At 32.6% G+C, this 18,753-nt stretch carries 22 protein-coding genes and 1 tRNA gene; 13 read left to right on the top strand and 10 right to left on the bottom strand.

Annotation, left to right across the window (positions count from 1 at the left end):
* Window positions 1-23: 23 nt before the first annotated feature.
* Both H9L18_RS12845 and trpS read right to left on the bottom strand, forming a co-directional pair.
* Window positions 24-593, bottom strand: a complete 570-nt coding sequence (locus H9L18_RS12845; RefSeq protein WP_126792668.1) for an ATP-dependent Clp protease proteolytic subunit — start codon at window positions 591-593, stop codon at window positions 24-26.
* A gap of 62 nt (window positions 594-655) precedes the next feature.
* The gene (trpS, locus tag H9L18_RS12840) at window positions 656-1,666 is read right to left on the bottom strand and encodes a tryptophan--tRNA ligase (protein ID WP_126792666.1); all 1,011 of its coding nucleotides are present in this window, start codon (window positions 1,664-1,666) and stop codon (window positions 656-658) included.
* A gap of 364 nt (window positions 1,667-2,030) precedes the next feature.
* Here trpS and spxA point away from each other — a divergent pair, with 364 nt between their 5' ends.
* The 3 genes from spxA (at window position 2,031) to H9L18_RS12825 (ending at window position 3,858) form a co-directional block, all read left to right on the top strand.
* Window positions 2,031-2,429: a transcriptional regulator SpxA gene (gene spxA / locus H9L18_RS12835; RefSeq protein ID WP_126792664.1), complete on the top strand. Its 399-nt coding sequence runs from the start codon at window positions 2,031-2,033 to the stop codon at window positions 2,427-2,429.
* 158 nt (window positions 2,430-2,587) lie between these two features.
* Window positions 2,588-3,268, top strand: coding sequence for an adaptor protein MecA (locus H9L18_RS12830; RefSeq protein WP_126792661.1), 681 nt, complete (start codon window positions 2,588-2,590; stop codon window positions 3,266-3,268).
* Window positions 3,269-3,345: 77 nt separating this feature from the next.
* Complete coding sequence (locus H9L18_RS12825; RefSeq protein WP_185847442.1) at window positions 3,346-3,858, top strand: GtrA family protein; 513 nt, start codon at window positions 3,346-3,348, stop codon at window positions 3,856-3,858.
* Between the two features lie 9 nt (window positions 3,859-3,867).
* Here H9L18_RS12825 and nrdF read toward each other — a convergent pair whose 3' ends face one another.
* Genes nrdF through nrdH form a run of 4 tightly spaced genes read right to left on the bottom strand, consistent with a single transcriptional unit; the run spans window position 3,868 to window position 7,610 of the window.
* Entirely contained in the window at window positions 3,868-4,830 is a 963-nt protein-coding gene (gene nrdF, locus H9L18_RS12820) for a class 1b ribonucleoside-diphosphate reductase subunit beta (protein ID WP_126792657.1), read from the bottom strand.
* A gap of 18 nt (window positions 4,831-4,848) precedes the next feature.
* On the bottom strand, window positions 4,849-7,011 hold the full coding sequence (gene nrdE / locus H9L18_RS12815) for a class 1b ribonucleoside-diphosphate reductase subunit alpha (RefSeq protein WP_126792655.1): 2,163 nt from the start codon (window positions 7,009-7,011) through the stop codon (window positions 4,849-4,851).
* Window positions 6,992-7,375 (bottom strand): class Ib ribonucleoside-diphosphate reductase assembly flavoprotein NrdI, encoded by a 384-nt coding sequence (gene nrdI, locus H9L18_RS12810; protein ID WP_126792653.1) that lies wholly within the window; start codon window positions 7,373-7,375, stop codon window positions 6,992-6,994. The genes nrdE and nrdI overlap by 20 nt, the downstream gene beginning before the upstream one ends.
* Before the next feature lies 1 nt (window position 7,376).
* Window positions 7,377-7,610: a glutaredoxin-like protein NrdH gene (nrdH, locus tag H9L18_RS12805; protein ID WP_126792651.1), complete on the bottom strand. Its 234-nt coding sequence runs from the start codon at window positions 7,608-7,610 to the stop codon at window positions 7,377-7,379.
* Between the two features lie 360 nt (window positions 7,611-7,970).
* On the opposite strand from nrdH, the gene H9L18_RS12800 reads away from it, so the two are divergent.
* From H9L18_RS12800 to H9L18_RS12775, 6 genes are all read left to right on the top strand, one after another.
* The gene (locus H9L18_RS12800; protein ID WP_185847441.1) at window positions 7,971-8,447 is read left to right on the top strand and encodes a FeoA family protein; all 477 of its coding nucleotides are present in this window, start codon (window positions 7,971-7,973) and stop codon (window positions 8,445-8,447) included.
* Complete coding sequence (gene feoB, locus H9L18_RS12795) at window positions 8,447-10,597, top strand: ferrous iron transport protein B (RefSeq protein WP_126792647.1); 2,151 nt, start codon at window positions 8,447-8,449, stop codon at window positions 10,595-10,597. The genes H9L18_RS12800 and feoB overlap by 1 nt, the downstream gene beginning before the upstream one ends.
* A 10-nt stretch (window positions 10,598-10,607) precedes the next feature.
* Complete coding sequence (locus H9L18_RS12790) at window positions 10,608-10,733, top strand: FeoB-associated Cys-rich membrane protein (RefSeq protein WP_126792645.1); 126 nt, start codon at window positions 10,608-10,610, stop codon at window positions 10,731-10,733.
* 104 nt (window positions 10,734-10,837) lie between these two features.
* The gene (locus H9L18_RS12785; RefSeq protein WP_185847440.1) at window positions 10,838-11,239 is read left to right on the top strand and encodes a YxeA family protein; all 402 of its coding nucleotides are present in this window, start codon (window positions 10,838-10,840) and stop codon (window positions 11,237-11,239) included.
* A 144-nt stretch (window positions 11,240-11,383) separates the two neighbouring features.
* Complete coding sequence (locus H9L18_RS12780) at window positions 11,384-11,974, top strand: hypothetical protein (protein WP_126792641.1); 591 nt, start codon at window positions 11,384-11,386, stop codon at window positions 11,972-11,974.
* Between the two features lie 45 nt (window positions 11,975-12,019).
* Window positions 12,020-12,092: transfer RNA gene (locus H9L18_RS12775), tRNA-Lys, on the top strand.
* Between the two features lie 99 nt (window positions 12,093-12,191).
* Here H9L18_RS12775 and H9L18_RS12770 read toward each other — a convergent pair.
* The 4 genes from H9L18_RS12770 to H9L18_RS12755 all read right to left on the bottom strand — a co-directional run bounded on the left by H9L18_RS12770 (window position 12,192) and on the right by H9L18_RS12755 (window position 15,136).
* Window positions 12,192-12,851, bottom strand: coding sequence for a site-specific integrase (locus H9L18_RS12770; protein WP_185847439.1), 660 nt, complete (start codon window positions 12,849-12,851; stop codon window positions 12,192-12,194).
* Entirely contained in the window at window positions 12,839-13,345 is a 507-nt protein-coding gene (locus H9L18_RS12765; protein WP_185847438.1) for a tyrosine-type recombinase/integrase, read from the bottom strand. The genes H9L18_RS12770 and H9L18_RS12765 overlap by 13 nt, the downstream gene beginning before the upstream one ends.
* A gap of 47 nt (window positions 13,346-13,392) precedes the next feature.
* Entirely contained in the window at window positions 13,393-13,932 is a 540-nt protein-coding gene (locus H9L18_RS12760; RefSeq protein ID WP_126792639.1) for an XRE family transcriptional regulator, read from the bottom strand.
* 1,054 nt (window positions 13,933-14,986) lie between these two features.
* Window positions 14,987-15,136, bottom strand: coding sequence for a hypothetical protein (locus tag H9L18_RS12755; protein WP_185847437.1), 150 nt, complete (start codon window positions 15,134-15,136; stop codon window positions 14,987-14,989).
* 117 nt (window positions 15,137-15,253) lie between these two features.
* On the opposite strand from H9L18_RS12755, the gene H9L18_RS12750 reads away from it, so the two are divergent.
* The 4 genes from H9L18_RS12750 to yycF all read left to right on the top strand — a co-directional run bounded on the left by H9L18_RS12750 (window position 15,254) and on the right by yycF (window position 18,745).
* On the top strand, window positions 15,254-15,649 hold the full coding sequence (locus tag H9L18_RS12750; RefSeq protein WP_126792635.1) for a hypothetical protein: 396 nt from the start codon (window positions 15,254-15,256) through the stop codon (window positions 15,647-15,649).
* Window positions 15,650-16,118: 469 nt separating this feature from the next.
* Entirely contained in the window at window positions 16,119-16,376 is a 258-nt protein-coding gene (locus H9L18_RS12745) for a hypothetical protein (protein ID WP_126792633.1), read from the top strand.
* 486 nt (window positions 16,377-16,862) lie between these two features.
* Complete coding sequence (locus tag H9L18_RS12740) at window positions 16,863-17,513, top strand: Dph6-related ATP pyrophosphatase (RefSeq protein WP_126792631.1); 651 nt, start codon at window positions 16,863-16,865, stop codon at window positions 17,511-17,513.
* Between the two features lie 527 nt (window positions 17,514-18,040).
* On the top strand, window positions 18,041-18,745 hold the full coding sequence (gene yycF / locus H9L18_RS12735; RefSeq protein ID WP_126792629.1) for a response regulator YycF: 705 nt from the start codon (window positions 18,041-18,043) through the stop codon (window positions 18,743-18,745).
* The last annotated feature ends 8 nt before the right edge of the window (window positions 18,746-18,753 follow it).

Genomic DNA, 18,753 nt, shown 5'->3' with positions numbered 1-18,753 from the left:
GATAAAGTCTTCCTTTTTTGGGGTTATTTAACTTGTTTTGATTTTTCAATAATTTTTGAAACGATACCATATTTAACGGCTTCATCAGCACTCATCCAGAAGTTACGATCAGTATCTTCTGAGATTTTTTCATATGTTTGACCAGTTGCTTTTGCGATTAAGCGGTTGATACGTTCGCGCATTTTAATAATTTCTTGTGCTTCAATTTGGATTTCAGTACTTTGTCCTTGAACGCCGCCAGCTGGCTGATGAATCATGTAGCGTGTGTTAGGTAAAGAATAGCGATCTTTTTTGTTAGCTGCTAAGTAAATAGTAATACCAGCACTGGCTACATAACCAGTACCGACTACCTTCACGTCTGGTTTGACGAATTTAATCATGTCATGAATTGTGTCACCAGCTTCTACATGTCCGCCTTGGCTGTTGATGAAAATGGTAATAGGATCATCACTTAAAGAAGCTAATAATAGCAACTGACTGCTAACTTCTTTAGCTAAATCTTGGTTAATTTCTCCGTAAATTAAGATTGTACGGTTATCAATCATTTTTTGTGTTAATAATGCATTTGCATCTTGTTTTTTTGTTTCTTCCATGGTAGAAAAACCTCCAATATATACTAAATCTATTTTAACATAATTCAAAAAATATGCTCTTTTTAACGCTTTGGTTTACGTCCTAGTCCAACAGCATTCTTCATACGTTGTAATGTCTTATTAGCTACTTTTTGAGCTTCTAGTGCGCCATTATCAAGTATCTCATGTAATTCTTCAGAATTAAGATAGTGATTGTAGCGTTCATGGATAGGTTCAATCCAAGTAACAACAGCTTCTGCTAAATCAGATTTGAATTCAGCATAGCCACTATCTTTGTATTTTAGAGCCAATTCTTCAATAGAATAATCGGTTACTGAAGAGAAAATAACTAAAAGATTTGAAATACCTGGTTTTTCTTCAGGATTATATTCGATAATGCCGCTTGAATCTGTTACAGCTGAGCGAATTTTTTTAGCGATAACTTTAGGCTCGTCTAACATAGAAATGTAACCTTTAGCATTATCATCAGATTTACTCATTTTTTTAGTAGGCTCTTGTAGACTCATAATACGACCGCCACTATTTTTTTCAGGAATTTTAACTTCAGGAACCGTCAAAATTTCTTGGTTTTTACCTGCATAACGAGAATTGAAGCGTTCAACAAAATCACGAGTTAATTCGAGATGTTGTTTTTGATCTTCTCCAACAGGTACTAAATTAGTATTATAAAGAATAATATCAGCAACCATTAATGGTGGATAAGTTAGAAGTCCAGCGTTAACTGAAACTTGTTTTTGAGATTTATCTTTAAATTGAGTCATTCTTTCTAATTCACCAAGAGAGGTGTTACATTGAACGATCCATGCAGCCTCAGCATGAGCTGCTACCTCGGATTGGATAAAGATATCCGCTTGATTAGGATCAATGCCTACAGCAAGGTATAATGCGGCTAATTGTAAAATCTGTTCTCTAAGTTTTAGTCTATCTTGAGGAACTGTAATTGCGTGTTCATCCACAATACAGAAATAGCATTTGTATTCTTTTTGCAAATCAACAAATTGCTTCATTGCTCCGATATAGTTTCCGATAGTGGGAATACCACTTGGTTGGATACCAGAAAAAATTACTTCCATGAATTATTCCACCTTTTTAAATTTGTCATAAGTACATTATACTAAAAAAGTCAGATAAAGACAGAAAATCATCATAGAACATGGGAGTTTAGTACAGCTTACTTAAAATCGGTAGTACACATCTCATAGCTGTTTCATTTTTTTTCTTAATTGTGAATTATTTGTAAATAATGTATTAAGAATTAACTACAGTATCGGAAACGTGGATATGACAAGGTTTTACACGACTATAAAATAGACGTTTTTTGCAAAAAAAATTAAAAAAAATCTAGTATTTTAGAAAGTGTTATAGTATAATTAACTTAAAGTCAAAAACAGCGAATAAAAACTGTTAGTCTGTTAATTTTGAAAGGAAGTGAATCGTATGTTGAAATTATATACTTCACCTAGTTGCACATCATGTCGAAAAGCAAGAGCTTGGCTACAAGAGCACCAAATTCCATTTGTCGAAAGAAATATTTTCTCGGAACCTCTAACTCAAGATGAGCTAATTGAGATTTTGCGCATGACTGAGGATGGAACAGAAGAGATAATTTCTACTCGTTCTAAAGTATTTCAAAAGTTGGACGTTGATTTGGATGAACTATCGCTTCCTACGTTATTGAAGTTAGTTCAAGAAAATCCAGGATTGTTACGTCGCCCAATTATGGTAGATGAAAAACGCCTTCAAGTTGGATTTAACGAGGATGAAATTCGTCGATTCTTACCAAGAGAAGTCAGAGCAATTGAATTAAAACATGCTCAAATGATGGCAGGTATCTAAGTAGATTATTTATATAAACTTCAGCATGTTGATAAAACGATATCGAACATGCTGTTTTTTCGTTTGTTTCTATTAAAGAGTAGCGTTTACTTTACTTTTTAATTTTTTCCGATACAATAAGGCTAAAGATAAAATTAAGAGAAACGAGGTGTAGCGAGATGGAGATGGAGAGGATTAATGAGAATACCATTCGTGTTTCAATTGGAAATGACGACTTGGCTGAAAGAGGAGTTACTTTTTTAGACTTGCTTGGTAATCAAAAACAGATAGAAAGTTTTTTCTACAGTATTTTAGAAGAAGTAGATGTGGACGAACAATTTCAAGAGACAGATTCTGTAACTTTCCAAGTGCTACCCAATCATGACGGACTAGAATTATTCATTAGTAAAAATCTACCGATGAATGATGATGATAATTTAAACATGATGCAAGATAATGTTTTAGGAGATGGCTTTACAGATTTTCTAAAAGAACATATTGCAGGAAATGGCAAACTAAAAGAAGATGTCTTAGATGAAGAAATTGATTTTTTAGGAGAAAGTTTAAACAATGTTTTTGAAACAATCTTCAGATTAGAATATTTTGAAACGATGATTACATTAGCTAAAAATATCCAATTACAAAATGTCTTCAGTTATCTTTATAAGTTTAAAGATGAATACTTTTTAAGAGTTTCTTTTTTCACCGAAGAAAACAATGAAGCACAAGTGAAAAATGATATGGCTCAATTATATGAGTATACTAGTAAAACAAATGTGACAACAGATATTTTAGATGAATATGGTGAAATCATCATGGATCGAAATGCGTTAGAGTTAACAAGATATTACTTTAAGTAACAAGAAAATAAAAGAACGAGTCGGGGAATGTTTCTTAGACATTCCCTTTCTTTATTTGAAGAAAGAGGGTGAGAAATTTGATCAATAGAAAAGAGTTTTTATTGTATACAATCGCAGGGACAACAGGAACGTTCATTTATTTCTTTGCTAGATTTACATCAAAAGGCTTAACAGATAGTGTTTTAATACCTGTTATTGTTGGTCAAATTTGCGCCATCGTTTTTTCTTTTTTTGCGAATAAGTTTTTTGTTTTCAAAAATACAGGAACAGGTTTTAAAAAAGCATGCCATCAATTTTTTGAGTTCTGTATTGGTCGTGCTTTAGTATTTTTACTTGATTTAGGGATAGCTTTCTTTTTTGTGGATAAATATGGAAGATTTTGGATTAATCATTTGGGGCTTCGGTATATTAACTATCAAAATGCTTTTTTTGCTAATCCAATGTTTGCTAGATTTATTGGAAGTGAGAAGTTATTAAATGAATTTATTTTCACTGTCATATCTCAAGTGTTAGCAACTATTATTAATTACTTTTTCTCAAAAAAAATCGTCTTTAAAATACAAAAGAGCCAAGAAGCAATTGCTTCTTAGCTCTTTTTTTTACATACCGATTAAATAATCATCATCGTTCATTGCTTCAACTGTTCCAAGTAAGTAGCCGTTACCTACTTGAGAGAAGAAGTCGTGGTTACTTGTTCCAGTCGATAATCCGTTCATAACGATTGGGTTAACATCATTTGCTGTATCAGGAAACAGTGGATCCATCCCTAAGTTCATTAATGCTTTGTTGGCATTGTAGCGAAGGAATGTTTTTACTTCTTCTGTCCAGCCTAATTTATCATATAAAAGCTCAGTGTACTTTTCTTCATTCTCATAAAGAGTAAAGAGTAAATCATACATCCAGTCTTTTGTTTCTTCTTGTTCTTTTTCAGATAATTCATTAAATCCAACTTGGAATTTGTAACCAATGTAAGTTCCGTGAACAGACTCATCACGAATAATTAATTTAATAATTTCTGCCACATTAGCTAATTTATTGTTTCCTAAGTAGTAAAGAGGTGCATAAAATCCTGAATAGAAAAGGAAAGTTTCAGCATAAACACTAGCTACTTTCTTTTGTAAGTGATTACCATTTAAGTAGATTTCGTTAATGATTTCTGCTTTTTTTTGTAAGTATTCGTTTGTATTAGTCCATTCAAAGATTTCTTCAATTTCAGCTTTAGTATTTAATGTACTAAAGATAGAAGAATAGCTTTTCGCGTGAACAGATTCCATAAACTGAATATTATTTAAAACAGCCTCTTCATGAGGAGTTCTAACATCTGGTCTTAGGGCATCAATAGCACTTTCTGATTGAATTGTATCAAGTAAAGTTAAGCCGCCAAAAACTAAACCAATATTTTCTTTTTCATCTTCTGAAAGGGTACGCCAATCATCTAAATCATTTGATAAGGGGATTCGTGTGTCTAACCAGAATTGTTCCGTTAGTTTTTCCCAAGTTGATTTATCAATAATGTCTTCAATGGCATTCCAGTTGATTGCCTTGTAATAACTATTTGTCACAGTGATTTTCCTCCCTTATTAAATAACGCAGCTTTCACATTGATTGCTACCGATTTCCTCAGCATCATCTGTAAAGGTTCTAACGTAATAAATTGATTTAACACCTTTATGGAAAGCATAGTGACGTAGAATGTTTAAATCACGTGTTGTTTGTTTGGTTGTATCTTTTTTCCATTCGTAAAGACCTTCTGGCATTTCAGAACGCATGAATAACGTTAAACTCATTCCTTGGTCGATGTGTTTTTGTGCCGTTGCGTAAACATCAATGACTTTTCTCATATCCATGTCATAAGCTGATGTGTAATATGGCATGCTTTCATTTGAAAGATGAGGTGCTGGGTAATAGATTTTTCCAATTTTCTTTTCTTGACGTTCTTCAACAAGACGAGTGATTGGATGAATACTTGCACTTGTATCATTGATATATGAAATAGATCCATTTGGTGCCACCGCTAATCGATTTTGGTGATATAAACCAAATGTTTGAATATTTTCTTTTAGACGAGTCCAGTCTTCAGCAGAAGGAATCTCAATTCCTGTGAATAATTCTTTGATTTTATCTGAAGTTGGTAAGATTGGTTCATTAATATAAGAATCAAAATATGAACCATTCGCATAATCTGATTTTTCAAATTGATAGAAAGATTCTTTTCTTTCTTTTGCAATATTGTTACTTTCTACTAAAGTCCAGTAGTTTAATAACATGAAGTAAATATCAGTAAATTCTAAAGATTCTTCAGAACCATATTCCATTTGGTTTTTAGCAAAATAAGTATGTAAGCCCATAGCACCTAAACCAATGGTATGATTTAAATGATTTCCGTTTTGAATAGAAGGCACTACTTCGATATCAGATGCATCTGTAATATAAGTTAAGGCACGAGTCATTGCACGAACAGATTTACCAAAGTTAGGGCTATCCATTAAGTTAACAATGTTAGTAGAGCCTAAGTTACAAGAAATATCAGTTCCTAATTCTTCGTATTCTTGACGATCATTAATCATTGATGGTTCTTGTACTTGTAAAATTTCTGAACATAAGTTACTCATAATAATTTTTCCATAAACTGGGTTAGAACGGTTAGCTGTATCAATATTAATGATATATGGATAACCTGATTCTTGTTGCAGTTTACTGATTTCATTTTCTAAGTAACGGGCACTAATTTTTTGTTTACGAATATTAGGATTTTTCACTAAATTATCGTATTCTTTTGTGATGTCGATGTAAGAAAATGGCACGCCATACTCACGCTCAACACTATAAGGACTAAATAAATACATATCTTCGTTTTTACGAGCTAATTCGTAAAATTTATCAGGAACAACTAATCCTAAAGAAAGAGTTTTGACACGAATTTTTTCGTCTGCATTTTCTTTTTTAGTAGAAAGGAACATTTCAATATCTGGATGGAATACGTTTAAGTAAACCACACCAGCACCTTGTCTTTGACCTAATTGATTACTGTAACTAAAACTATCTTCGAATAATTTCATAACAGGAACAACACCACTTGCTGCTCCTTCAAAACCTTTGATAGGTGAGCCTGCTTCACGTAAGTTTGAAAGTGTAATCCCAACACCACCACCGATACGAGATAATTGTAGAGCACTATTAACCGTTCTACCAATACTATTCATATCATCTGTTACTTGGACTAAGAAACAAGAAACTAGTTCTCCGCGGCGTTTACGACCAGCGTTTAAAAAGGAAGGTGTTGCTGGTTGATAACGTTGATAGATCATTTCTTCAGCTAAATCCATAGCTAATTCTTCATTGCCGTCTGCAAAATAAAGAGCATTGAAAGCTACTCTGTCTTCATACCTTTCTAAATAAGCACTTCCGTCATTTGTTTTTAAGGCATATTGAGAATAAAATTTGTAAGCTGCCATAAATGATTTGAAAGTAAAGTGTTGTTCATCAAGATAAGTATATAAAGATTCGATAAATTCAATAGAGTATTTACTAATGAATTCTGCTTCAATATATTCTTCTTCTATTAAATAGTTTAATTTTTCTTCAATAGAAGAGAAAGTTTTAGTATTTGGTTCTACATTCTCATTAAAGAAAGCAGCTAAAGCTTCTTTATCCTTATATAAAGGGATTTGATCGTTTACTGGCCTGTTAATTTCATTATTTAATTCAAAATAAGTTACGTCTTTAAGGTCTTTTAGACTCAATTTCACTCACTACTTTCTTAAAATTTTCTACATCTTCAGGTGTTCCATTAAATTCAAAACTAAAGACAAGTGGGACATCATAGTCTCTTGCAATATCTTTAGCAGTAAAAATAAATAAATCTGCAAAGTTACGATTTCCTCCACCTGCGACAGCTAACAGGTTGTCTTGATTACTCTTATACTCAATAAAATCGTTCACTACTTCTGTGACTTCAGCGTCATAAGTAGGAACGATTAGAATGTAAGGTTCGTTCAATTCATGAAATGGATTATTTGGATCGATTTCATGGGCAGGTGTAGAGAGGTCTAGTTTTTTGATGAATCGTCTTGTTTGCCCGGTTAAAGAAAAAAAGACTAACTTCATATTAAACAGCCAACGTTCTTAGTTGATCTGGTCTGAAACCTACAATAGTCACTCTTTCATCTGCAGTTGTAATAACTGGAACACTTCTAAAGCCTTGTTCTTTTAGAGTATCTATATATTGTGGTTCATTATCAATGTTGATTTCTTCAAAGTTTAAGTTTTTATCTGCCAAGAATTTTTTAGTCATTTTACATTGTGGGCAGTTATCTTTTGTATATAAAGTAATTGTTTTCATTATTCTCACTCCATTTTTTGTTGATTTCTATAAATATTAGTATAGCTTTTTATAGAAAAATGTCAACGTAAAAACACAAGATATAGTGGCTTATTTTTATGTAAGCACAATCTTTTGTGATTAAGTATTTCACAAAACAATATTATCAAGCTTTCATTTACCTTTTCAAATTAAAAAAAGTTGAAATGAATTTAGAAATGATTATTTTCTGAAAAAAAGCGTTGTTAAATCAATTTTTATGAAATGTGTTAATATTCACAATTAGTTGTTGACTCAAGCTAAGGATGGATTTAGAATGATAATTAATGAGAATGGTTATCAGTATCATTCTAAAAGTGCTGATTAAAAGGAGACTTAATGATGGAGAATGTCACCAATTGTAAAATGAATCACATATATCAGTTTCAGGAGTTTAGGGGATCTAAAAATTATGAGCGTCATTTAAGAAACTTAGGATTAGTGAGTGGAGTAGATCTATATATAGTATCAAAACAAGTTGGTCAACCGATTATTGTTGTTTTTAAAGGGACAAGAATTGGTTTAGATGAAGAAATTGCTCGTGGTATTCAAGTGGTGGAAAAAAGCACAGTTCATGAATCAATGCTAGAGTCAATGGACCAGTTGGGTGTTGGAGACTCAGCTCAAGTCGTGAAAATATTAGGAACAGGTGCTTTGAAAAGAAGATTAATGGATATGGGATTAACTAAAGGAACAAGAATTGAAGTGAAGAAGTATGCTCCTTTAGGAGATCCAATTGAAATTACAGTTCGTAACTATAGTTTGACCTTAAGAAAGAAAGAAGCAGAACTAATTTTAGTAGAAAGAGAGATTAGCTAATGGAGACAGAAAAACATATTGCTTTAGTTGGTAACCCAAATAGTGGGAAAACAAGTTTGTTTAATGAGTTAACAGGTGCTAATCAATCTGTTGGTAACTGGCCTGGTGTAACAGTAGAAAGAAAAAGTGGACGTTTAAAAGAAGATAGTCATGTTGTATTGCAGGATTTACCTGGTATTTATTCTTTATCACCTTATACACCAGAAGAAGTTGTTGCAAGAGATTATTTACTACAGGAACACCCTCATCAACTACTAAATATTGTGGATGGAACTAACTTAGAGAGAAACCTTTATTTAACAACTCAACTTCTGGAAACAGGTATTCCGATGATGGTGAGTGTCAATATGATGGATGTTGTCAAAAAAGAAGGCACTATTATTAATTGCGAAAAATTAGCTTATGGGCTTGGAGTTCCGGTTTATCCAATAAGTGTTGTTAAAAAATTAGGCTTAAAAAAAATAAAAGAAGAGCTAAGTCATGAAAGAGGAGCGATAACAACATCGGATAATTATCCTCTATATGATGATCGTTTAGAAGTAGCTTTAGAAGAAATTAGTCAATTGATTAATAAATACGTACCAGCTCATCAATTACGTTGGTTTTCGATTAAGTTTTTTGAAAGAGATGTCAAAGTTTTAGAAATGACAACTATTACTGAAGAGATTCATAAAGAAATTGAGGAAATCATTCAAATGACTGAAAAAATCATGGGAGATGATAGTGAGAGTATTATCATCAATGAACGCTATGATTTTATCGCTCAATTAGTCGCTCTGAGCACGATTAAATCAAAAGACTTACATTTAACGGCAAGTGACAAAATTGACCGTATAGTGACGAATAAGTGGCTCTCATTGCCTATTTTTGCTGGTATTATGTGGGCAGTTTACTACTTATCAATTCAAACAGTTGGAACTATGGGAACAGACTGGGTCAATGATGTTTTATTTGGAGAAATGATCCCTAATCAAGTAACGCACTACTTAGAATTATGGCAAATTGCTCCATGGCTTCAGTCACTTATTTTAGATGGAATTATCGCAGGAGTTGGAGCGGTTTTAGGCTTCTTACCGCAATTAATTGTTCTGTTTCTATGTCTTTCTATTTTGGAAGATTGTGGTTACATGGCAAGAATAGCTTTTGTAATGGACCGCTTCTTTAGAAAATTTGGCTTATCTGGTAAATCATTCATTCCAATGTTAATCGCAACAGGTTGTGGTGTGCCAGGAGTTATGGCCAGCCGAACGATTGAAAATGAAAAAGACCGCCGAATGACGATTATGACGACAACTTTTATGCCATGCTCAGCTAAGCTACCAATTATTGGTTTAATTGCGGGAGCCTTTTTCCCTAAAAGTAGTTGGGTAGCTCCATCAGCTTACTTTGTCGGAATCGGTGCTATTGTACTATCAGGTATCATATTGAAGAAAACCAAACTTTTTGGTGGTAAAGCAGCACCTTTTATTATGGAGATGCCTTCGTACCATTTACCACGTTTGAAAAATAGTGTGAGACAAACATTTGACCGTTCCTCTGCTTTTGTTAAAAAAGCAGGAACTATCATTTTTGCAAGTTCAGTTATTATTTGGTTCTTAATGGCATTTAATTTTAAACTAGAAATGGTTGATGCAGATAAGAGTATGTTAGCGTTTATAGGTCGCTCAGTTGCCTTTATTTTTGCTCCACTTGGTTGGGGAAATTGGCAAACAACGATTGCGACAGTTACAGGATTAATTGCTAAAGAAAATGTTGTTGGAACATTTGGTATTTTATATGGCCATCAAGAATTAGTAAGTGAAGTAGGACAAGAATACTGGCCACTTCTTAGTGCAAGTTTAACACCATTAGCGGGTTATTCTTTCCTAATCTTTAACTTGTTATGTGCTCCTTGTTTTGCAGCAATTGGTGCAATTAGAAGAGAGATGAATGATTGGAAATGGACAACACTAGCAATTTCTTATCAATGTGGATTGGCTTATATAGTAAGTTTTGTCATTTATCAATTAGGTAGTGTTGTGATTGAAGGAGCACCATTTGGCTTTGGTCAACTACTTGCAAGTCTATGTGTCCTTGGATTCCTAGGAATGTTAGTGATGAAACCACGAGTGAAACGAAATCTAGTCGTTGAAGGAATTGAAATTTTATAGGAGGATTGTTATGGGAACAATTATTTTAGGAGGCATCATTTTTTTAGGTGTAGCTCGAGTAGTTTATAAGTATGGTATAAAAAAAGAATCGACATGTGATTGTTCTTCTGTCGATTGTCCTGTCAAAAAGAAGTAATGTGACAAAATTGTTCGTTCTTTGTAAGCTGAAACTTACGAAAAAACAAGTATCCTTTTGTAAACTGACAGTAATAAATGTCTGTTAATAAAGAGGGAAGAGTTATGAAGAAAAGTCAAAGCTTGTTTTTAGTGTTATTCTTAGCCTTAGGAGGTCTGTTTTTTGGTAGTCCGTTACTAACTAAAAATAGAACATCAAATGCTGCGATGGTGATGGATTTACTTAATCCATTTGTTAAAAATTCAACCGTTTATATCAAAACAACGAATGAATTTATTTCAACATATAAGAGTCAAGGATCAGATGAAGAGAACTATGTCTATGAAACAAATAGTTTTACTGAAAAAGGCAATAATAGAACATTAAAGTATATTTCTTTTGAAAAGAAGTTAACACCTAATAAATTCTTGAAAGTGACTACAAAAGGTCAAGATGTTAGGCGTTGGGAAGAAATAGAAAAGTCAGAAGTTCCAGAAAAAGCATTAAAGAAATTAGAAGAAAAATAATGATTGAAAAAGGAGAAATCGTTGATTTGATGATTTCTTCTTTTTTTGTCGTTTAGTCAGACGAAAGGGATTAAAAAATAGGACGCCATTCATCTTATACTCTTTTTGTAAGCAACACTTTAAAAAGGGAAAGGGATGGTATAAATGATGGAGAATTACAATGAATTAGAAATTGAAGAGATGTTTAATCATGTGATGTCAGTTATTGAAAAGGCTGAAGGTGATTTTGAAAAGACACTTAGTTATAAACAATTAAAATATTCAGAGCAACAAGATGCAAGAGAAATTATCTTAACGTTTGGTGAATGGTTATTTGATTATCATTTAGAAGAGATGGCTTCATGGAGTGAAACTAGCGTAAGAGATATTTTAATCGCTATTTTTCCACATAAAATTTCAGCAGATATTTCATTTTTCAAAAAGATAGTTCCTGTATTAAGTAGTTTCTTAGAATTTGCTTTTTATGCGAATTTACAAAAAAATGGACTAAAATTGATTGGCGTTATTAAAGAGTTAGAACCTCTTATGTTAAATGAAGTTGAAGTATCGCTAAAAGGCAGTTTAGAAGAAAAGCTATATAACTTAGGTAAAGAGATGGGACTTGATCTTTCTTCTTTAGATGATTTAGATAAATTGTATGCTTTTGTTGACCGATTTGAAACACCTGAAAAAAAAAGCTCAAAAAATAATATTATTCAATTATCCGTTGTTAAAAAACAGAAAAATAATGTTTAAATAGCGTTGAAAATAAAAAAAGCAAGTGTTATAATTACCTAGTCGGGGCTGTTAGCTCAGTTGGTAGAGCAACGGACTCTTAATCCGTGGGTCATGGGTTCGAACCCCCTACAGCCCATATACTCGACTATGAAGGAATGTTTAAACGTTGATACATCAATGATGTATGGGTGTTTAAGCATTTTTTATTTTACTTTGAATACGGTTTTGAATACGGTCAGCTAATATCTAGGTATTTAGCGAACTTCAAAGCCGTTTCTTTTTTTGTCTTTTTGGTAACATGCGTGTAGATATTTAACGTTGTTTTTACATCGGTATGTCCAAGTCTTTCTTGTACCTCTGGAATAGCTGCTCCTGCTTCAAAAAGCAAAGAGCAATGAGTATGCCTAAAACCATGAACAGTTATCTTTTTAAGATTGTATTGTTCTTGGATGGCCACTAACCATTTACGAGATTTAGCAGGCGAAAGAAAGCCGTTGTCGATGTTAGTAAAAATAAGCTGGTCTTTACTCATTGTATTAAATCCAACGGTTAAAGCTTCAGTACGTTGAACTTTACGCCAAGTCTTCAAAATTGAAAGAGTACCATCATCAAGTGCCATTGTACGGGCACTTTTTTTCGTTTTAGGAGGTAGCACGATTAAACGTGAGTTTTCCCCCCTTGTGAGTGTCTTACTGACAGTTAAGGTCTTTAGCTCAAAGTTTATATCTGACCATGTTAAAGCTAACAATTCGCCTTGTCTCAGACCAGAGAAAGCTAAGAGGTGGAAAACGGTATAAGCTTTTAAATTGTTACTCTTTTTAATTAAATCCAGGAACTCAATTAATTCTTCTTTGGTGTAATAATTGAATTCTGTTTCCTCTTTCACTTCTTCCATAACCTTTGGACTGTCACCTTTTTAGTTGGGTTATCTGATACTATCCCTAATGAAATAGCATACTCAAATACACTAGAAACATAGTTATGCATCCGTTTATATTTTGTCTTCGTATGATCAAACCATTGATTAATTATCTTCTGACAGTACTTCACATCGATTTTCTCAATTCTTAAATCTCCGTAAGCAGGCAGTATGTGGTTAACAAACATTTCTCCAGTCTTAGCCCAGGTGCTTTCTTTAACAGTATTCTTATACTGAATAAACCACATTTCATAAGCTTCCTTGAATGTGGTTGTGCTTTTCTTTTGAAAACCATTTGTTAAGAAATCATGTTGTACTTTTCTTTCTTCTACTTTGGCTTCTTTTAACGATGAAAAACCTCGTCTAGTAGTTCTTACTTCTTTCCCTGTTACTTCATCGACACCTAAATAAGTTTGGAATAACCAAGCTTTAGTGCCATTTTTCTTTTCATATTGTTCAAATTTTGCCATTTTAATTTCTCCTATCTAACCACGGGCGAGTAGTAGAGGGAGGGAGATTATAACTTGTCTGATATATCCTTCAATTCAGATAATGCATTATTTAAAATTGTATTAATTTCTATAAAAATACTAGGGTCTAAATCATCATATATTCTTTCTGATATTTCATGAATATCAGAAACTTCATACAAGTTTATGTATTCTTCATCAGAAATAGAAGCCTCTTTACTATTATCAGAGTAGTATTCTGGTAAAGAATATTTAATATCTTGTATTGATTCATATACTTGTTCGATAATCCCTTTATCTGTATTACCAATTCCGTTTAAATTTTTAACAGCTTGATATATTAAATCTTGATAGTTGTCTAGAAATCCTGCGTGATTTACACTTTTCATTCTTTTAATTTCATCTTTAATTTCTTCGACTGTATATCCAGATTCTTTGGACCAAAGATCCCATCCTTCCGGATCCTCAATTTCACCCTTAAGATATTCGACTCTAACTTTTAATTTTTTAGATATAGAATGCCAAATTACATCATCGAGTACTCTTGTTACGTTTTCATAATGACTGATTGCTTGCTGGGTAACCATTAGATTTAGACCATCAACGATGGCGAGTATTTTGAAGTGTTAAAAATGTAAAACGGCTATCTGATAGTAGAAGATGACAAACTGTTTAAGTATGATAAGAAAACTAGAAGTTTGGAACCATACACTAGAAAATAGGTAAAGTTAATCAGAGGTATGGATAATAAAAAAGCATTCGCTGATGAACGAATGCTTAAGGTAATTTATTTCTAAAATTTTGCCGTAACTTAGCTAGTGATAATTCTAGAATTATGAATTGTTTTGTTCTAAAAGGTAAATCAGCAAGAATGAATGAAATAATCAAAATTATCACACCTCCCCTTTGGTCAAGAGTAACACGTATTAGATTTAATAGCTCTTAATATCGTTTAAAGGTTATAGAAAGTATAAAACTGTCTGAATTCTGAATTCAACATTCCTAAGTATCTGCTACCTAGAGGAGTTAAAATGCAAGTGTCTTGGTAACTTGTCATATCTGAACCATCTGGTTTTGTTGATAAACTATGTTCCGTTATCATTTCCATAGCAAAAGAAAAGTTATTTCTAGGTGTGTGCATAGGTGATTTAGGACTTGTATACGGTCTGGGTCCAACATTTTTAAATTTATTAATATTGTTGAGCATCATCCTGAGGGTCATATCAATATTATTCATAAAAATCATGTCCTTTCTAGAACAAGTTAAGTGTAACATGAATAACAAGTAATAGCTCGTTATCATAATTATTGATAGATTGAGAAGAGAGAAAATGAGACAAATAAAAAGAGCACTCAACAAATTTCTGAAGAATGCTCTTTCTATGGGGCGCCTCTGTGGTTACGCCATAATTTGGACAGGGATCGATTTAGTGTTTTGAAATTCTTCACCCTGTGTGGAACGATTACAGAGTTTCTAATATTCATCATATCTCCATCTCCTTTCTATACGATAAGTATAACACGAAAACGTTTTAAAAGCTTGTAAATAGACTTTTATATAAAAAATAAGCATCTACCTGTCATGGAAATAGGTAAATGCTCTCAGTACGAATATGAAATATTCATTAGGTAAGTTACTCCTTATGCAATGTTTTGTAATTCAGATACTGCGTTTTGAATCGTTGTACCAGTAGCGAATTTTGATTCATCCTCTTTTGAAAAAACGATGAATAGGTTTAATTCTGTGTCTAGTGTTACACGATATTCTAATTGTTTGTTATTGAATGTCATATACATTCTCCTTTCTGATGTAGATTAAAAGGCGACTTGATAAGTCATAACGAAATTCCATTTATTAATATACCATAAATAAACAAATAATGCAATTTTTAAGAGAAGGACTAACATTTGGAAACAAGAGAAGTAGAAAATATTTTTGATAAGTTGAATTTAAACGAAACGGATTATCAAATTAAATTCGGAGAAGGTTTGCTAATGACGATGTTCTTACAGAATGAATCAGAAGAAGGTTTAGTTATAGCTAAACATGGTGAGGAAACCGAAGCAGGGGAGTTAATCGGTATTGATAGAGCTGAGAGATTATCTCAAAGTAGTGTTCCTCTGACTTTGTTAACTTTTCCCGAGAACCAAGCTGGGTTAAAATCTTTAGATTCTTTAAGTGCGTGGTTGGATATATTGGAGAGAAATATTAAAGGTACTAGAATTGATAACGACTTGATGTTCGATACTATGTGGACGATTGAAACTCATAAAGCGATCAATCAGCTAAAACTTAAAAAGTAAGCTATAACTGAATTGTTAGAAGAATGTGGGATGATACAGAAACAATCATTGGGGAGCTGTATATCAAGAAATTTCCTCAATATACGATACAAGGTTTAGTGAAGCAAAACAAACTAAGTTGTGGAAGGAACAAAGCGTTAGAGTTACGAAAGAAATTTTTCGATGAGTTAGATAAAATGCTTGATATTTAAACACTTTTTAAACTTTTTTGCATATCTAATGGTAGTAAAATAGTATTATCAGAAGTTTAACGATACAGCGACAGTTACACAAATCTAAAAAAAAATTAAAAAACACACTTGTAGGCTGTCGCTTGTTGAAAACTTGGTATTAACACACAGTCGTCGTGACAGGGGAATAGCGATTGTGCTGGTTGGTTAACGAGGTAAAGTTTGCGCTGGTTAAATCGTTGTTAACATTAGCTGTTTTACTGGTATAATGGTTATACAAATGAAACGAGGGGTTAAAAATGAGTATGGCAAGCGCAATAACAAGAATGTGTGAATTAGTTTCAGGAAGTAACGACCCGATTCTATTAAAAGCAGTCATGGAAGTTCAACAAGATTTGATTAAAATACAAGAAGAAAACAGGTTGTTGAGACAACAAGTTTTAGAATTGAAGAACATTGATATAGTAAGAAGTGAATTAGAACATAAAGGTAATGCATATTATCATAAAGGTGATGGACCGTACTGTACGACATGTTTGACAAAGAAGGTAAATTAGTAAGGTTGTCATTGAAAGGTGGAGGATGGGACAAATATAAATCTGGAACTTGTGGTAGTTGTAAAAATAAAGTGTTTACAGATATTATTGATACAGATTTTAGATGGATGTAATTATTTAAAAACTCGCCCGTGATAATGAAGATTTTTTGAATACGTAATTGAATACGGTTAGATATTTATTTATGGTTGCTAGTGGGTAGAAGAAAATGTTAAACAATCAAAAATATAGTAACAAACCACTATTGCTTATTAGTGTAACGTTTCTTTGTAACCCCCTACAGCCCATACGACAAAAACATTGATATATAAGCATTTATTAGGTGCTTGTACATTAGCGTTTTTTCTTTTTCTCTTAATTTCAGCCTCTGGTGGCAGAAAACGTGGCAGAGAATTATTTTTAACCAAATATCAACACATTTTTATACCAAAATTGATAATTAAAATGATTTACAAGAAAATAATCTAATGAGAAAGAAGGATCTCGATGGAAAAGTTTTGTTTGAGTTATAGTACAGGTAAAGACAGTGTTTTAGCCTTAGATCGTATGATTACGGCAGGCTATCAATGTGCAGGATTAGTGACTAGTGTGAGCGAAGATATTAATCGTTCTTGGTTTCACGGTATACCTCTTTCTCTTTTAGAACAAGCGGCTGAAAGTTTACAAATACCATTAGTCATTGTTAAAAATAATCCTGAAAATTATCAAGAACGAATGGTTACCTCATTAAGAAAAATGAAAGAATCTGGAATTGATTATTGTGTATTTGGAGACATTGATATTGAAGAAAACGGGCAATGGGACCGAAATGTTTGTCAAAAGTCTGGTTTAAAACCATTATTACCTTTGTGGGAAGAGTCTCGTGAAGAGATTGTTACAGAGTTTGTAGAAAAAGGGTATCACGCTATTATTAAAACCATTAGTAAGACGTCACGAATTCCTGATAGTTTTTTAGGTCAACCGCTAGATCAAATGTTTATTGATTATTTGAATACTCATAACATTGATGTATGTGGTGAAAACGGAGAATATCATACATTTGTTGTAGATGGCCCCTTGTTTAAATTTCCAATAAACTATCAAACAACAGGAGTTTTTGAGAGTGAATACTCGAAATCTATTATTATTGAAAATTAATCATTTGTTTGATACATTTGTCAATTAATAATACTCAAACATGTATATACTAGAAAACAGCTGTTTTTAAGGCTTTTTTTTAATCATTAGATAACAAAAAATTAATAAAAAAACGAACAAAAAAAGCAGGGACTAGGTCCACTGCTTTTTTGCTTCAGCGCAAGCAAGGTTTTGTAAGGGAAGGGGAAAACAAGACTTGCGCATCAATTATTAGCCGAATAAATTAAATAAATTAATTTATACATTAAGCTTAAAACATAACTGACGAACTGACAATACCAAAATCATTTTATTTATTTGATGCTAAAAAACGCTTCTATAAAAGGCTAGAAATCAACATTTGCTACTTTTCATGTTTTGCATATGCATATGTACTAAGTGATAATAATTATAATTAAAATACAGGGTTAATCAGTTTTTAATAAATTTAATAGAAGGAAAAAAAGAAATATTTTAGAAAGAAGTCAAAATGTTGTATAATAGGTCTGATACAGTAGCATAAAATGTTATTTCTAGGAGGTTCAACATTGAAAAAAATACTAGTTGTTGACGATGAAAAACCGATTTCGGATATTGTTAAATTTAATCTAAGTAAAGAAGGCTATGAAGTATTTACTGCATTTGATGGAGAAGAAGCTGTTGAGATGGTGACAGAAGTGGAACCAGACTTAATATTATTAGATTTAATGTTACCTAAAAAAGATGGATTAGAAGTTTGTCGTGAAGTTAGAAAAAATTACGACACACCTATTATTATGGTAACAGCCAAAGACTCAGAAATTGATAAAGTTTTAGGATTAGAATTAGGTGCCGATGATTATGTCACAAAACCTTTTTCAAACCGTGAATTAGTTGCTCGTGTTAAAGCAAACCTAAGACGTCATGGCAATACAGCAGCAAAAGCTGAAGAAGACAATAACAATGAGTTAAACATTGGGGCTCTTACGATTCATCCAGATGCTTATATTGTGTCTAAACGTGGTGAAACAATCGAATTAACTCACCGTGAATTTGAATTATTACATTATTTGGCAAAACACATTGGTCAAGTCATGACGCGTGAGCATTTACTTCAAACAGTTTGGGGTTACGATTACTTTGGTGACGTTCGTACAGTGGATGTAACTGTCAGACGTCTACGTGAAAAAATTGAAGATAACCCAAGTCACCCTACTTGGTTAGTAACGCGTCGTGGTGTTGGTTATTACTTAAGAAATCCAGAACAGGATTAGAGGGTTTT

This window comes from Vagococcus carniphilus (genome assembly GCF_014397115.1).
GTDB lineage: Bacteria > Bacillota > Bacilli > Lactobacillales > Vagococcaceae > Vagococcus > Vagococcus carniphilus.
This window is presented reverse-complemented; position numbering and strand designations above follow the sequence as displayed.

Coding starts and splice junctions, on each gene's coding strand:
- H9L18_RS12845 (WP_126792668.1), bottom strand. CDS start 593: ATGGAAGAAACAAAAAAACAAGATGCAAATGCATTATTAACACAAAAA.
- trpS (WP_126792666.1), bottom strand. CDS start 1,666: ATGGAAGTAATTTTTTCTGGTATCCAACCAAGTGGTATTCCCACTATC.
- spxA (WP_126792664.1), top strand. CDS start 2,031: ATGTTGAAATTATATACTTCACCTAGTTGCACATCATGTCGAAAAGCA.
- H9L18_RS12830 (WP_126792661.1), top strand. CDS start 2,588: ATGGAGATGGAGAGGATTAATGAGAATACCATTCGTGTTTCAATTGGA.
- nrdI (WP_126792653.1), bottom strand. CDS start 7,375: ATGAAGTTAGTCTTTTTTTCTTTAACCGGGCAAACAAGACGATTCATC.
- nrdH (WP_126792651.1), bottom strand. CDS start 7,610: ATGAAAACAATTACTTTATATACAAAAGATAACTGCCCACAATGTAAA.
- H9L18_RS12800 (WP_185847441.1), top strand. CDS start 7,971: ATGGAGAATGTCACCAATTGTAAAATGAATCACATATATCAGTTTCAG.
- feoB (WP_126792647.1), top strand. CDS start 8,447: ATGGAGACAGAAAAACATATTGCTTTAGTTGGTAACCCAAATAGTGGG.
- H9L18_RS12790 (WP_126792645.1), top strand. CDS start 10,608: ATGGGAACAATTATTTTAGGAGGCATCATTTTTTTAGGTGTAGCTCGA.
- H9L18_RS12785 (WP_185847440.1), top strand. CDS start 10,838: ATGAAGAAAAGTCAAAGCTTGTTTTTAGTGTTATTCTTAGCCTTAGGA.
- H9L18_RS12780 (WP_126792641.1), top strand. CDS start 11,384: ATGATGGAGAATTACAATGAATTAGAAATTGAAGAGATGTTTAATCAT.
- H9L18_RS12770 (WP_185847439.1), bottom strand. CDS start 12,851: ATGGAAGAAGTGAAAGAGGAAACAGAATTCAATTATTACACCAAAGAA.
- H9L18_RS12765 (WP_185847438.1), bottom strand. CDS start 13,345: ATGGCAAAATTTGAACAATATGAAAAGAAAAATGGCACTAAAGCTTGG.
- H9L18_RS12760 (WP_126792639.1), bottom strand. CDS start 13,932: ATGGTTACCCAGCAAGCAATCAGTCATTATGAAAACGTAACAAGAGTA.
- H9L18_RS12755 (WP_185847437.1), bottom strand. CDS start 15,136: ATGACATTCAATAACAAACAATTAGAATATCGTGTAACACTAGACACA.
- H9L18_RS12745 (WP_126792633.1), top strand. CDS start 16,119: ATGAGTATGGCAAGCGCAATAACAAGAATGTGTGAATTAGTTTCAGGA.
- H9L18_RS12740 (WP_126792631.1), top strand. CDS start 16,863: ATGGAAAAGTTTTGTTTGAGTTATAGTACAGGTAAAGACAGTGTTTTA.